This window comes from Sinorhizobium kostiense (assembly GCF_017874595.1).
GTDB classification, from domain to species: domain Bacteria; phylum Pseudomonadota; class Alphaproteobacteria; order Rhizobiales; family Rhizobiaceae; genus Sinorhizobium; species Sinorhizobium kostiense.
The window spans coordinates 128747-143500 of sequence record NZ_JAGILA010000004.1 but is presented as its reverse complement, the minus strand read 5'-3'; the positions used below and the strand labels follow the sequence as shown (position 1 = coordinate 143500).

Below are 14754 nucleotides of genomic sequence, written 5' to 3'. Positions count from 1 at the left end.
CGGGCGGCGGCCGGCAGGCCAGAGCGGGCCGAGACTGGCACTCCATCTCGGAACGACCGAACGCAAAAGAGCCCCCGACGCGAAAGCGTGGGGGGGCTCCCTTTTTCCGTCAGCGGGGGGAGACAGAACGAACTGGGTTACCAGCGGCCGATGATCGGGCAGCCGCGGACGTTGGCGAAGACGATCGCGCGGCGTTCGCCGTAGCGGCGGCCTGCGACGACGACCTGGCGGCGCGAGATGTCGGCAACGTGCGCACGGCGCAGGCCGCGGTCACGCGCCTTTTCGACTGCGAGACCCGGTACGCAGCGGCTGCGGCGGCCCCAACCTTCACCGCGGTCCCAACGGTCGCGGCGCCAATCACGATCGCGATCGCGATCATGATAAACGTCTACGCCGCCCCGACCGAGCTCGAACACGAGCGACTCGGCTGAAGCGGTGGTGGCGGCACCGGTAAGACCGGTGAGCCCGACGACCGCGGCGACGGCAGCATTGATGAAGAACTTCTTCATGGTGTTTCTCCGGTGTGGCGAGGGTTCTTATCGTGGCTTTGTTCAACCATTGACCCGACTATAGAGCGGGAAAGCTGAACGCACCCGGAACCCTCCATTCACGTGCTGTTCAGGTTGGGCGCTGCCAAACCCCCGCCGACCGCCAGCCTCTCGCAATCCAGGCCGGCGGGGGCCAGCAGCCGCCAACCCATTCCTTTCGTTCAGAAAACGAATGGCGAGGGGGATTCGTTCCTGCCCCTAGAGCCGCGCGCCGCGGCTCGATAGGACCATCCGCGAAGCTCGCGCTGGTCAGCCGGCCGCCAATTCCCGTTCGAAGAGGCGAATGTTTCGATAGTGGCTGAGCCGGGTAATCGCTCCATCCTCGATCTCGAAGACGAAGACGCTGGGTATGGAATAGATCTGACCGGACGCCTCGGGAAAGCCGGCCATGGTCTCGCGATAGGTTCCGTGGACGGTCGTGTCGGCCGCCACATGTTGTCCGAAGCCGTCATGCATGAGCACCACGTCGCTGAAGGTCTCGTCGAAATGGCGCAGATAGCTCATGATCCAGGCCCGCAACGGCTCGACGCCGACCGTCCGCTGGCCGGTAAGCGAATCGAACGCGACGTCCTCGTCGACGAGGCGAGCAAGCATCTCGAAGTCGCGCGCGTTCACCGCCTCGATGAAGCGGCTGGCGATCGTCTGAGCGTCTGTCATCCTCTCCCCCTGTCCTCGTTAATTGCCGAGATGCAGCACGATTTCGCGGCGATGCGGGTGGTCGCGGTGCTCGAAAAGATAAAGCCCCTGCCAGGTGCCGAGCGCCATCCGCCCTTCCATCACCGGCACGCCGATCGAAACCTGGGTCAGGGCCGCCTTGATATGGGCGGGCATGTCGTCCGGCCCTTCCTGCCTATGGACGACCCAGTGCATCGAAGCATCGGAGGTTGGCGGCACCACCCGGTGAAAGAATTCCCTGAGATCGCGCTTGACGTCCGGATCGGCATTCTCCTGAATGAGAAGCGAGGCCGAGGTATGGCGCACGAAAAGCGTAAGCAGCCCCTCCGGCACGCCTGTGCGTCGCACGAATTCGGCCGCCTCGTCGGTAAACTCGTAAAGCCCCTGCCCTTTGGTGGCGATTGTGATCACGGTTTGCGGCATCTTGTCATCGACCGGTTCCAAGAGGCGCCGGGTGATACGCACCTGCGCCCCTCCTAAAGGTTTGGATTGGCGACAACTTTACCCTGAAATCGACCGCAAGTTAAATGTTGCCTCGAGGCACCGCGGAGCGCTTGTGAAAGCGGTCACATTTCCAGGAAGCTCTCGAAGCCGCCATAGATCAAGCGCTTGCCATCGAAGATCGATTTCCACTCGTCGCCTTGCAGCCGCGGGTCCGCCATCACCTTGGCAATAACGGCATCGCGATCCTGGCGGGAGGGATAGACGACCCAGGAAAAGACAACCGTCTCGTCCTCCTTGGCCTGTACCGCACGCGGGAAGGACGTCACCTCGCCATAGGGCACGTCGTCTCCCAGGCATTCGACATACTCCAGCGCACCATGTTCCTTCCAGACGGCGCCGGCCTTGCGCGCCAGATCCTTGTAGGCCTCGACATTCGCCTTCGGCACCGCGACGATGAAACCATCCACATATGCCATGTTCGTCTCCTCCGTTCGAAAGACACCAAAGGACGATGGCGACGGAAAAGTTCCGACAGCTCGTTAGTAAAATTCTGCGATGAGGCGCAGGACCTTTACAGCGCCGCGCGTCTTTTCAGACGCGCAAAGGTCGCGGTAACTCTCTGGATTTGCGCATCGAGCTTTCCGAAAATCGGGTACTATTTTCGGGCCGATGCGCTACCCGCCGCAGCCTTGCAATTGCCGCGCGTATATCGACGCCATCCCGGTCGCCCGCTTGGCGCCGGCTTTCGCCGTATCGCTCCAGTTGCCGCGCTGATAGCCGCCGTGGCCATGGTAATAGGCGATGTAAAGCCGATAGGGATCGTTGAGCGCAATGCCGTTCCGGCGATGGCTTTCGTTGTGGTACCACGCGATAAAACGGATTGCGTCGGCAAAGTCGGTGCGGCGCGCCATCCAGCGTCCGGTCTCGGCCTGGTAGCGCGCCCAGGTGCCGTCGAGCGCCTGCGAATAGCCGTAGGCCGTCGAAATCCGCTTCCAGGGAATGAAGCCGAAGAGCATGGTGCGCGGCGGCCGCGCGTTATGGCGAAAACCGGACTCGGTGTAGACCGTCGCCATCAGCACCGGCACCGGCACGCCGTATTCGCGCTCCGCGCTATAGGCGGCGCGGCGCCAATTGTGGATAAGCCCATCTCGCTGCTCGAAGACCGCGCAGGCGTTCCGGGTGTTCTTCGGCACCGATCCGCAGCCGGCCAGCAACAGGAGGACGACGACAAAAACGCAACGCATCGCTCAACCTCTCGTATGCGAGAGATTGATAAAGCGTAAACGTTAAGGATCGGTATTGAATCGATGTCGAATGATAGGGGCAACGGCGGCCAGCCGCAGCACGGCGCAACAGGATGCGGGGAGCGCCGTGCTGCGGCAGCAACCGGCCGATTACGCCTAGCCGAGTGTGCCGATCAGTTCGCGATAGGCGGCCTCGGGGAAGGCCTTCAAGGTACGGGTGCGCACATTCCCTTGCGTGCCGAGCGTCAGTGCGAATCGTGCCGCGACCGCATCGTCCGGCGCTTCGCAGATTGCGACCATGTCGTATTCACCCATGGTGAGATAGAAATCCTTGAAGGTGCCGCCCATCTCCGAGAGCACTTTCTTGGCTGCATCCAGCCGCTTCGGAGACTCGCGTATGTTCTTGATACCCTGCTCGGTCCAATTGAGAAGCACGACGTAAGTGGTCATCTCACACCTCCCAAAAAAAGCATCCCGTCTTCGAATGAAGGCGCCCAAGATGCTATGATATCAAAGGGCTGGAGCGCTGATGTCGGAATTAGGGTGGCGCTCTCCGGCACGACGCCTGCGGTGCAACTACTCCACCCGCACTGCAAAACGAGTGCCCCCTTCGCTGCAGGGGAAAGTATAAACCTGCACCTGGCGCATGTCTCTTCAAATCGGGAGCAGTTGACAGGACCAGGTTCGGCCGCAGAAACGAAGAAGCCGGGCGTCCGGCCCGGCTTCTTCCAAGGTTTCAGTTGCTGGAGCCCGTCCGGGCGAAGTGCCGATCAGCTGTCCAAGAACGAGCGCAGCTTGCGCGAACGGCTCGGGTGCTTCAGTTTCCTCAGCGCCTTCGCCTCGATCTGGCGGATACGCTCGCGGGTGACCGAGAACTGCTGCCCGACCTCTTCGAGCGTGTGATCGGTGTTCATGCCGATGCCGAAGCGCATGCGCAAAACGCGCTCCTCGCGCGGCGTCAGCGAAGCGAGAACGCGCGTGGTCGTCTCGCGCAGGTTCGCCTGGATCGCTGCGTCGATCGGCAGCAGCGCGTTCTTGTCCTCGATGAAATCACCGAGGTGCGAATCCTCCTCGTCGCCGACCGGCGTTTCGAGCGAGATCGGCTCCTTGGCGATCTTCAGGACCTTGCGGACCTTCTCGAGCGGCATTGCGAGCTTTTCCGCCAGTTCCTCCGGCGTCGGCTCGCGGCCGATCTCATGCAGCATCTGGCGCGAGGTGCGCACGATCTTGTTGATCGTCTCGATCATGTGCACCGGAATGCGGATGGTGCGGGCCTGGTCGGCGATCGAACGGGTGATCGCCTGCCGGATCCACCAGGTGGCATAGGTCGAGAACTTGTAACCGCGACGGTACTCGAACTTGTCGACGGCCTTCATCAGGCCGATATTGCCTTCCTGGATGAGATCCAGGAACTGCAGTCCGCGGTTCGTGTACTTCTTGGCGATCGAGATCACGAGACGCAGGTTCGCCTCGACCATCTCCTTCTTGGCGATGCGTGCTTCGCGCTCGCCTTTCTGCACCATCGAGACGATGCGGCGGAACTCGGCGATGGAGATGCCGGTTTCGGTCGCAAGATTCTGGATCTCCTGGCGGATGTCGCGGATCGTCTGGTTCTCTGCCCTGGCAAACTCCTTCCAACCCTTGCCGGCGAGATTGCTGATCGACTTCATCCAGTTCGGGTCGAGCTCCGCGCCGGAATATTGCTCCAGGAACGCCTCGCGACGGACGCCATAGGATTCAGCGAGCCGCAGCAGCCGGCCTTCATTCTGCGTCAGGCGCTTGGAAATGTCGTAAAGCTGCTCGACCAGCGCATCGATGCGGTTCTGGTTGAGCGACAGCGACTTCACCGCCTTGATTAGCTCGTCCTTCAGTTCCTTGTAGCGGCGCTCCTGCGCCGGCGACAGCGTGCCGGTCGCGGCCAGGCGGGCTTCCACCTGCTGATCCTGCAGCTTGCGCAGCTTCTTGTAGGTCTCGGCGATGACGTCGAGCGTCTCCATCACCTGCGGGCGCAGTTCCGCTTCCATCGCGGCGAGAGAGAGGTTCGACTCGTCGTCGTCCTCCTCCTCTTCCTCGATCGGCTGCCCTTCGCCGCCGACATTGGTAATGTCGTCATCATTGGCGGCAACGCGCGTCTTGCGCACCTTTTCCTTCTCTTCGGCGGCCTTGCGGTCCGCCTCGATCTTTTCCGGGCTCTGGAACTGCGGTGCAGCCTTGGCCTCGGGACCGGAATAGGTGGTCTCGAGATCGATGATCTCGCGCAAGAGCGTCTGGCCCTCGTTCAGTTCGTCGCGCCAGATGATCAGCGCCTGAAAGGTGAGCGGGCTTTCGCACAAGCCGGCGATCATCGTTTCACGGCCGGCCTCGATGCGCTTGGCGATGGCGATTTCGCCTTCGCGGGAAAGAAGCTCCACCGAGCCCATCTCGCGCAAGTACATGCGCACCGGGTCGTCGGTGCGGTCGGTCGGCTCCTTCTTCTTGCTGGTCGCAAGTGCGGTGCCGCCGACGGTCGCAAGTTCGCCGCCCTCGCTCTCACCCTCGTCGCCGCTGTCCTCGTCATCGCCGGCCGCGGCCTCCTCGGCATCCTCATCCTCGATGACATTGATGCCCATGTCGGAGAGCATGGCCATCGTGTCCTCGATCTGCTCGGAGGTCACTTCCTCGGAGGGCAGGACGGAGTTGAGCTCGTCCATCGTCACATAGCCGCGCTTCTTGGCGGCCTTGATCATCTTCTTGACAGCGTCGTCGGAAAGATCGAGAAGCGGACCGTCCGGCGCACCTTCGCGTTCAACGTCGGCTTCTTCGTTTTCTTTGACTTTTGTTGCCATTTATTCGTCGCTTTCCTTGTCGCAACCGGCATGCACCCGGTGCCCAATGCCGCTCGGGGGTTTCGGGCACGCCGCGTACCCGCCACCGATTCATTTCCCCTGACGTAACGGGATGATATTTAATTCCTGATTAACCACGACAGCGATCGCGGTTGCGCGGGCAAGCTTCGACAGTCCTGCCACTCAGTTGTCCCTGGCATGAATCCCTATCCGCCGTACCATGTCGCCATTTCTGCTCGAAATGGTGATTCCCAGAATTTTCGATCCCGTCAAGCTTTTCCGGTGAAAAACCGCGCAAACCGGCCAAAATCGGTGTTGACAGGATGTTTTGCCGCATTTCAGCGTTCGCTCAACATGTAGGAGCGGCCCTTCAAAAGACAAGGGCTCGGTGCGTTTTCCGGCGGTAGCGATCCTACTCCTTTGGATTCAGGATTACAGCCAGTCCATCACGACCTTGCCGGAGTTGCCCGAGCGCATCGCCTCGAAGCCCTCGCGGAAATCGTCGATGCCAATGCGGTGGGTGATAACCGGCGAAAGGTCGAGTCCACCCTGAACGAAGGCGATCATCTTGTACCAGGTTTCGAACATCTCGCGGCCATAGATGCCCTTCAGGTTGAGCATCTTGAAGATCACCTTGTTCCAGTCGATCTCGAATCCGGCCGGCGCAATGCCTAGAATGGCGATCTTGCCGCCATTGTTCATCTTGTCGATCATGTCGCGGAAAGCAGGTGCGGCACCCGACATCTCGAGCCCCACATCGAAGCCTTCCGTCATGCCTATCTTGCGCATCACGTCGGCGAGGTTTTCCTTCGACGCGTCGATGACGTAGTCGATGCCCACCTTGCGGGCGAGATCGAGGCGGACCGGATTGATGTCCGTGATCACCACCTTGCGGGCACCACAGCGCTTGGCGACCATCGCCCCCATGATGCCGATCGGCCCGGCACCCGTGACCAGCACGTCCTCGCCGACGAGATCGAAGGAGAGCGCCGTGTGCACGGCATTGCCGAAGGGATCGAAAATCGCGGCAATCTCGTCCGGCACCTCGTCCGGGATAGACACGACATTATATTCAGGCAGGGAGACGAACTCGGCGAAGGAGCCCGGGCGGTTGACGCCGACTCCAAGCGTGTTGCGGCAGAGATGTCCCCTGCCCGCCCGGCAATTGCGGCACTTGCCGCAAACGATATGGCCTTCGCCGGACACCCGTTCGCCGACATGGTACTTGGTGACGGCCGAGCCGACCTCGGCGATCTCACCCATGAACTCGTGGCCAACGACCATCGGCACCGGAATGGTCTTCTGCGCCCATTGGTCCCAGTTCCAGATATGGACATCCGTGCCGCAGATCGCGGATTTCCTGACGCGGATCAGCACGTCGTTCGGCCCGACCTCCGGCACCGGCACGCGCTCCATCCAAAGCCCGACCTCCGGCTTCGTCTTGACCAGCGCCTTCATCATGTTCGTCATAGCAGGATCCTCACTCCTCCGATCATCTGCCCCTCACGATGTGCCCCTCAGATCACCCCGAGCTCGCGGCCGACTTCCTCGAACACTGCGATCGTCCGCCGCACGTCCTCCTCGCGATGCGCGGCCGACATCTGGGTGCGGATGCGCGCCTGCCCTTTCGGCACCACCGGGAAGGAGAAGCCGATGACGTAGACACCCTTCTCCAGCATGCGCGCCGCCATCTCCTGCGCCAGTGCCGCGTCGCCGAGCATCACCGGAATGATCGGATGTCCCTCGCCGGCAAGCGTGAAGCCGAGCTTTGCCATCTCCGCCCGGAAGAGTGCGGCATTGGCGTAAAGCCGCTCGCGCAGCGCATCTCCGTTCTCGACCAACTCGAACACCTTGAGCGACGCGGCGGCAATTACCGGGGCGAGCGTATTCGAGAAGAGATAGGGCCGCGAGCGCTGGCGCAGCCAATCGACGACCTCGGCCTTGGCCGACGTGTAGCCGCCGGAGGCGCCGCCGAGCGCCTTGCCGAGGGTGCCGGTGATGATATCGATCCTGCCCTCGACGCCACAGTGCTCGGCGGAGCCGCGGCCATGCTTGCCGACGAAGCCGACTGCGTGGCTGTCGTCGACCATGACCATCGCACCGTATTTTTCCGCGAGATCGCAGACGCCCTTGAGATTGGCAATGATGCCGTCCATCGAGAAAACGCCGTCGGTGGCAATCAGCTTGAAGCGGCTGCCTTCCGCCTTCTTCAGTTCCTCTTCAAGTGCGGACATGTCGTTGTTGGCATAACGGAAGCGCTTCGCCTTGGAGAGGCGGATGCCGTCGATGATCGAGGCGTGGTTCAGCGCGTCGGAAATGACCGCATCTTCCTCGCCAAGCAGCGTCTCGAACAGGCCGCCATTGGCGTCGAAGCAGGAGGAATAGAGAATCGTGTCCTCCATGCCGAGGAAGGCGGAGATGCGTGCCTCGAGTTCCTTGTGCTCCTCCTGCGTGCCGCAGATGAAGCGCACCGAGGCCATGCCGTAGCCATACCGGTCTAGCGCCTTCTTGGCAGCCTCGGCGAGTTCCTCATTGTCGGCCAGCCCGAGATAGTTGTTGGCGCAGAAGTTGAGGACGCGCGCGCCGGAAACGACTTCGATCTCGCCCGACTGCTTGGAGGTGATGACGCGCTCAGGCTTGTAAAGCCCAGCCTTCTTCAATTCGTCGAGCTCGGTACGCAGGTGGGAGAGCAAGTCAGAGGTCATGAGGGGTGCTTTCGGAGTAATGCCTTTGTCTAGACAAATAGCACGCTGGCTCTCGGCGTGCAGCACATTCTCTCCGCATTGTTCTGTGGAAAGCCGCCGCTTTCAAGCGTCTTCCACGTCAATGCCGCGGGCGACCAGCTGTGCGGATCATCCCCCGTCCTCAAAGGCATCGATCACCGCAAGGAAAGCTTCGCCATACCTCTCCCGTTTGCTCTCGCCGACACCGGGAATCTCCAGCAGATCGTCGAAGTCGCGCGGGCGCTGTTTGGCAAGCGCGATCAAAGTCGTGTCGGGGAAAACCACATAGGGCGGAACGTCGAGGTCGCGGGCGATCGACAGCCGTTCCGATCGCAGCCTTTCGAAGAGCTCGAGGTCCGAGCCGGCGAGCTCCGAGCGTTGGCGCGCCCCGGCCGATTTCTGGCCGCGCGCCGCCTTGCCCGATGCAGGCCGATCCTTGCGGAAGAAGAGCTGCCGCTCCCGTCGGAAAACGACGCGCGCCTCCGGCTCGAGCTTCAATGCCCCGAAGGCGGCGTGATCGACCGAGATCAGCCCGAGGGCCAGCAATTGCCGGAAGACCGATTGCCAGGTGCGCGCCGGCAGCTCCTTGCCGGCGCCGAAGACCGGCATGTTCACATGGCCGAAGCGCTCCGTCTTTTCGTTCACGGTCCCGATCAGCACGTCGACCACATGGCCGGTGCCGAAGCGCTCGCCGGTACGATAGACGGCGGCGAGCGCCTTGATTGCGGCCTCCGTGCCGTCCCACGTCTCGACCGGCTTCAGGCAGGTATCGCAATGGCCGCAGCGGCCGGGATGGGCCTCGCCGAAATGCGCGAGGATCGCCTGCCGGCGGCAGCCCGCTGTCTCGCAGATCGCAAGCAGAGCATTGAGCTTCGCCCGCTCGATGCGCTTTATCTCTTCGGGCGAGCCACCCTCGTCGATCATCCGCCGGCGCTGGATGACGTCGGCCATGCCATAGGCCATCCAGACCTCGGATGGCAGCCCGTCGCGCCCGGCCCTGCCCGTTTCCTGGTAATAGGCCTCGACCGAGCCCGGCAGGTCGAGATGGGCGACATAGCGCACATCCGGCTTGTCGATCCCCATACCGAAGGCGACCGTTGCGACCAGGCAGAGATTCTCCTCCTTCAGGAACGCATCCTGGTGGGCGTCGCGCAGGGCCCGGTCCATGCCGGCATGGTACGGCAGCGCCCGGATGCCTTGCGCGTTCAGCCAGTCGGCCGTCTCCTCGACCTTGGCGCGCGACAGGCAATAGACGATGCCGCTCGCATCCTTGAAGCGCGAGAGGAAGCGCAGGAGCTGCTGGCGCGGCTGGTCGCGCTCGACGATCTCATAGGCGATATTCGGACGGTCGAAGCTGGAGGTGAAGACCCGCGCGCCGTTCAGCGCCAGCCGCTCGATGATGTCGTCACGCGTGTGCGGGTCGGCGGTCGCGGTGAGGGCTATCCGCGGCACGCCGGGAAAGCGCGACGCGAGGCAATCGAGCCCGCGATATTCGGGACGGAAGTCGTGTCCCCATTGCGAGACGCAATGGGCCTCGTCGATGGCGAAGAGAGCGATATCGATATCGGCCGCCATTTCCGCAAAGCCATCGGTGACGGCGCGCTCGGGCGTGACGTAAAGGAGATCGAGCTCGCCTCGCGAAAGCGCGCGGCGGATTGCGACTGCCTCCTCGCGCGTCAGCGACGAGTTGAGCGCCGCGGCACGAACGCCAACTTGCTTCAGCGCCTCCACCTGATCGCGCATCAGCGCTATCAGCGGCGAGACGACGATGCCGACCCCCTTGCGGCAAAGCGCGGGAATCTGGAAGCAGAGCGATTTGCCGGCACCCGTCGGGAAAAGCACCACCGCGTCGCCGCCCGCCACCACATGCTCGACGACCGACTGCTGCTGGCCGCGAAAAGCAGAAAAGCCGTAGACGCGTTTGAGGATATCAAGGGGGTTGGCGGCGCCTCGCGCGTCGAACAAGTTCGTGGTGTCGTGGGAGTCGGGCATGGAATCGCTTTCGACGGGAAATTATCTCAACTGTGGACAGGTTTCGCCCCTCGCCCTCTCCCCGCGCGCGGCGATGAGGTGCCGGTCCACCTCCGCAGAGCAGCTGCTGCGGAGGATGGGCAGGCGGATGGGGCAATTCCGCGCATATCTACCGCGCCGCCGGCCCCTTGACCCGCCCCGAAAGCACCCCGAAGCCTTCGATGATGGCTTCCAGCTTGTCCATTCGGTGGAGTTCGAGTTGCACCTCCTCCATGGCGCGCACCAGCCGCTGCCCCTGCTCCACGTCTTCGCTCGCCGCAGCTTCCGCGATCTCGCGCTCGAGCTCCCGCTTCTGCCAGTTGAGCGCCTTGGTCCGCCGGTGGAGCGTGAGCGCCTGGAGATAACCCTCCCGCGCATCCTCAGGCGCCGCGGCGGCCGTTGCCGTCCACAGACGCGCGTACCGCACCTGCTGGTCGAGTTGAGCGACGAGCTGTCCGAAGCCGTCGGCCTGCAGCTGTTCCACCAGCGCCTCCCGCGTCAGCCGCGGTCCGCTCGCCGCGGCCGCATTAAGGACGGCCGCCCAGCAGCGCTGCAGATCGCGATGTTCGAACTCGATGGTCGAGATCTCGTCATATTCGTCGAAGAGCAGTTGCGGGTGATTGACGATGGTGAGCGCCAGCACGCTCTCGCGCAGAAGCGGTGCGGTCTGCAGGCCACTGACGAGGGAGGTCCGCGCCAGCCGGTCGGAGATCAGCGTGGGGCCGGGAGCGCTGCGCTGGCCAAACCCTCTCGGACTGCCGCGATCGCGCCCGCCCCGCTCGAACGGGCGTCGGTCACCCCGAAAGGGGGCACTGGCCTGCAGGAAGGCGTTCAATCGGTCGCGCATGTCCTGGCCATAATGGCGGCGCACGCTCTCATCCGCAATCGCGGAGGTCACCTGCCGTAGCCGCGCCTCGAGCTCGGCGCGTTTTTCCGGCGTGTCGAAGCTGCCGCCCTGCACCTCCCGCAGCCACACCATTTCGGCGAGCGAGCGAGCGTTGGCGAGCACCTTGTCGAAGGGCTCGCGCCCGTCATGGCGGACGAGATCGTCCGGATCCTTGCCATCCGGAAGCAGGGCGAAGCGCACGGAACGTCCCGGCTTCAAATGCGGCAGGGCGAGGTCAATGGCGCGGTTGGCGGCGCGAAGGCCGGCGCCATCGCCGTCAAAGCAGAGGACGGGCTGCGGCGTCATTTTCCACAACAGCTCGAGCTGGTTTTCGGTGAGCGCAGTGCCGAGCGGGGCAACGGCGTTTTCGATCCCCGCCTGGTGGAGCGCGATTACGTCCATGTAGCCTTCAACGGCAATGATCGTGTCGGCGCCATCCGCGCCTTGCGCCGCCCGACGGGCGCGGGCGAAATTGAAGAGCACATTGCCCTTGTGGAAGAGTTCGGTCTCGTTCGAGTTCAGGTATTTCGCCGGTGCGTCCGCCGCCATGGCGCGGCCGCCGAAGGCGATTGCCTTCTCGCGCGCAGAAAGGATCGGGAACATGATGCGATCGCGGAAGCGATCATAGGAAACAGGGATGTCCGGACCATGGACGACGAGGCCGCAGGCCTCGATCTGTTCCTTGCCCGCCCCCTTGCCGGCGAGAAACTCTTTCAGCGCATTGCGGCTGTCAGGCGCATAGCCGAGGCGGAAGGTCTCGATCGTCCGGCCGGTCAGGCCACGCTCGCGCAGATAGGCGCGCGCCCTCGCACCGTTGGCCGCCTGGAGCTGGTCCTCGAAAAACTGCGTCGCCAGTTCCATGACGTCGAGCAGGCTCGTGCGCTCCTTGTCGCGGCGCTCGGCCTCCGGGTCCGGCTGCGGCATGGGCACGCCCGCCATCTCGGCGATCTGCTGTACGGCTTCGGGAAAGCTCAGCCCTTCGAGGTCGGTCAAGAAGCGGAAGTGATCTCCGGAGACGCCGCAACCGAAACAATGATAGCGGCCCTTGCGGTCCTCGCAATGAAAGCTCGGTGTCTTCTCGCCGTGGAACGGGCAGCAGGCCCAATAGTCTCCGCGTGAGACATTGGTCTTGCGGCGTTCCCAGGTCACGCGCTTGCCGATCACGTCCGATATCGGGACGCGGTCGCGGATGTCGTCGAGAAAGGACGGTGAAAAGCGCATGGATTTCCTCTGGTCGACTCTCCCTATAAGCGGCAAGCCGACAGGATGCCACAGCACGGCCGCAGCTTGCCCGCTATTCACAGGGCGAGCGGCAAGGCAGGCGCGGCTCGATGCCGGCCCGCCGGTTCCCATTTCATCGCTCGGAGGAAGTGGAGCCGGCCGCCCGATCGAGCGGCCTTTTGCCTGAACGGATCCTTATTTCAACAGGTCCTTGACGACGCCGGATGCCTTGGCGAAATCCATCTGACCGGGATAGCGCTCCTTCAGAGCGTTCATGCACTTGCCCATGTCACGAAGGCCCTGGGCACCCGTTTCCTTAACGACTGCGGCGCAAAGCTCCTTGACCTTCTCTTCGGAAATCTGCTCGGGTAGGAACTCGCCGATGATGACGATTTCCTGCCGTTCCTGATCGGCAAGCTCCGGCCGGCCGCCCTCGTTATAGACCCGGGCCGATTCCTCGCGCTGTTTGATCATCTTGGCGAGGATCTGCATGATCTCCTCGTCGCCGACCGGATCCTTGCCCTGGCCGCGATTGGCTATGTCGCGGTCCTTGATCGCCGCCTGGATCAGCCGGACGGTCGAGGTGCGCCGCACATCCTTGGCTTTCAGTGCTTCTTTCAGTGCGTTTGCGAGTTGCTCGCGCATGTCTTTCTCCATGTCGAAACCGGTTCCTAAAACTCAATCCGGAACCGGTTCGATTGCGTCATTGTTGTCGCTGTCTTAAACCAGCGTGGCAGGTGCGATCAAACGGAATGCGCAACTGTTTGAATTACAAGGAACTTTAATTCCCCGCAATTCACGAGCTGCTGGTTGACCCCGTTCGAGCCTTTGGCTATTTTCCGGCACCTGCACGACATCGGCATGAGAGTTTTTCGCGGGGGCTCCCCGCGCGTCCATGCCTGAGCATATGAGATGGCGATATATCGGCCGGCTTTCAAGCCGCGCCGTCTGCCGCAACGGGATAGGAACGATGACCGCGACACCCGCATGGACAATCCAGAAACCCACTGCCCTGCTCGTTCTGGCCGACGGCACGGTGATCGAAGGCAGGGGCATCGGCGCGACCGGCAAGGTCCAGGCGGAAGTCTGCTTCAACACGGCCTTGACCGGTTATCAGGAAATTCTGACCGACCCCTCCTATCTCGGCCAGATCGTCACCTTCACCTTTCCGCATATCGGCAATATCGGTGCCAATGACGAGGATATCGAGGACCTGACCCCGGCCGCCCGCCACGGCGCCGTCGGGGTGATCTTCAAGGCCGACATCACCGATCCCTCCAACTATCGCGCCGCCAAGCACCTGGATGCCTGGCTGAAGGCACGCGGCATTATCGGTCTTTGCGGTATCGACACCCGGGCGCTGACGGCCTGGATCCGCGAGAACGGCATGCCGAATGCCGTCATCGCGCACGACCCGGCCGGCGTCTTCGACATCGACGCGCTGAAGGCAGAAGCCAGGGCCTGGAGCGGTCTCGAGGGTCTTGACCTCGCCAAGGTCGCGACCTCCGGCCAATCCTACCGCTGGGCCGAGAGGCCTTGGGTCTGGAACGAAGGCTATTCGACGCTCGGCGAGACCGACGCCGCCTATCACGTGGTCGCGCTCGACTACGGCGTAAAGCGCAACATTCTGCGCCTGTTCGCCGGCCTCAACTGCCGGGTCACGGTCGTGCCCGCTCAAACGAGCGCCGAAGAGGTGCTGGCGCTTGAGCCAGATGGCATCTTCCTCTCCAACGGCCCCGGCGACCCGGCCGCGACCGGCGAATACTCGGTACCGGTGATCCAGGACCTCCTCAGGACCGACATACCGGTCTTCGGCATCTGCCTCGGTCACCAGATGCTGGCGCTGGCGCTCGGCGCAAAGACCGAGAAGATGCATCAGGGCCACCACGGCGCCAACCACCCGGTCAAGGATCACACGACCGGCAAGGTCGAAATCGTCTCGATGAACCACGGCTTCGCGGTGGATTCGAAGTCGCTCCCGGAAGGCGTTGAAGAGACTCACATTTCCCTCTTCGACGGCACCAATTGCGGCCTGCGCGTCGCCGGCAAGCCGGTCTTCTCCGTCCAGCACCACCCGGAAGCCTCCCCCGGTCCGCAGGACAGCCACTATCTCTTCCGCCGTTTCCTGAACCTCATCCGCGAGAAGAAGGGCGAAGCGGCATTGGCTGAACGCTGAGA

The 14754-nt window shown here is 62.9% G+C and carries 13 protein-coding genes; 1 reads left to right on the top strand and 12 read right to left on the bottom strand.

Going from position 1 to position 14754, the window contains the following annotated elements; genetic code table 11:
• Positions 1 to 137 precede the first annotated feature (137 nt).
• The 12 genes from J2Z31_RS16035 to J2Z31_RS15980 form a co-directional block, all read right to left on the bottom strand.
• Positions 138 to 509: a hypothetical protein gene (locus J2Z31_RS16035; protein ID WP_209602568.1), complete on the bottom strand. Its 372-nt coding sequence runs from the start codon at positions 507 to 509 to the stop codon at positions 138 to 140.
• A 288-nt stretch (positions 510 to 797) separates the two neighbouring features.
• Entirely contained in the window at positions 798 to 1205 is a 408-nt protein-coding gene (locus J2Z31_RS16030; protein ID WP_209602567.1) for a ketosteroid isomerase-related protein, read from the bottom strand.
• A gap of 18 nt (positions 1206 to 1223) precedes the next feature.
• Entirely contained in the window at positions 1224 to 1646 is a 423-nt protein-coding gene (locus J2Z31_RS16025; protein WP_209602964.1) for a secondary thiamine-phosphate synthase enzyme YjbQ, read from the bottom strand.
• A 143-nt stretch (positions 1647 to 1789) separates the two neighbouring features.
• On the bottom strand, positions 1790 to 2143 hold the full coding sequence (locus J2Z31_RS16020; protein WP_209602566.1) for a DUF1428 domain-containing protein: 354 nt from the start codon (positions 2141 to 2143) through the stop codon (positions 1790 to 1792).
• Between the two features lie 198 nt (positions 2144 to 2341).
• The gene (locus tag J2Z31_RS16015) at positions 2342 to 2911 is read right to left on the bottom strand and encodes a transglycosylase SLT domain-containing protein (protein ID WP_209602565.1); all 570 of its coding nucleotides are present in this window, start codon (positions 2909 to 2911) and stop codon (positions 2342 to 2344) included.
• 156 nt (positions 2912 to 3067) lie between these two features.
• Complete coding sequence (locus tag J2Z31_RS16010; RefSeq protein ID WP_209602564.1) at positions 3068 to 3361, bottom strand: GYD domain-containing protein; 294 nt, start codon at positions 3359 to 3361, stop codon at positions 3068 to 3070.
• A gap of 320 nt (positions 3362 to 3681) precedes the next feature.
• The gene (gene rpoD / locus J2Z31_RS16005; RefSeq protein WP_209602563.1) at positions 3682 to 5736 is read right to left on the bottom strand and encodes an RNA polymerase sigma factor RpoD; all 2055 of its coding nucleotides are present in this window, start codon (positions 5734 to 5736) and stop codon (positions 3682 to 3684) included.
• Positions 5737 to 6168: 432 nt separating this feature from the next.
• Complete coding sequence (tdh, locus tag J2Z31_RS16000) at positions 6169 to 7206, bottom strand: L-threonine 3-dehydrogenase (protein ID WP_209602562.1); 1038 nt, start codon at positions 7204 to 7206, stop codon at positions 6169 to 6171.
• A 47-nt stretch (positions 7207 to 7253) separates the two neighbouring features.
• A complete protein-coding gene (locus J2Z31_RS15995) occupies positions 7254 to 8441 on the bottom strand; it encodes a glycine C-acetyltransferase (RefSeq protein ID WP_209602561.1) in 1188 nt (395 codons plus the stop codon).
• A 147-nt stretch (positions 8442 to 8588) separates the two neighbouring features.
• Positions 8589 to 10451, bottom strand: coding sequence for a DNA helicase RecQ (gene recQ, locus J2Z31_RS15990; protein WP_209602560.1), 1863 nt, complete (start codon positions 10449 to 10451; stop codon positions 8589 to 8591).
• Between the two features lie 148 nt (positions 10452 to 10599).
• A complete protein-coding gene (gene dnaG / locus J2Z31_RS15985) occupies positions 10600 to 12576 on the bottom strand; it encodes a DNA primase (protein WP_209602559.1) in 1977 nt (658 codons plus the stop codon).
• A gap of 195 nt (positions 12577 to 12771) precedes the next feature.
• Positions 12772 to 13221, bottom strand: a complete 450-nt coding sequence (locus J2Z31_RS15980) for a GatB/YqeY domain-containing protein (protein WP_209602558.1) — start codon at positions 13219 to 13221, stop codon at positions 12772 to 12774.
• 325 nt (positions 13222 to 13546) lie between these two features.
• Between J2Z31_RS15980 and carA the strand changes: the two genes are divergently transcribed.
• Positions 13547 to 14752: a glutamine-hydrolyzing carbamoyl-phosphate synthase small subunit gene (carA, locus tag J2Z31_RS15975; protein ID WP_209602557.1), complete on the top strand. Its 1206-nt coding sequence runs from the start codon at positions 13547 to 13549 to the stop codon at positions 14750 to 14752.
• Positions 14753 to 14754: the final 2 nt, after the last annotated feature.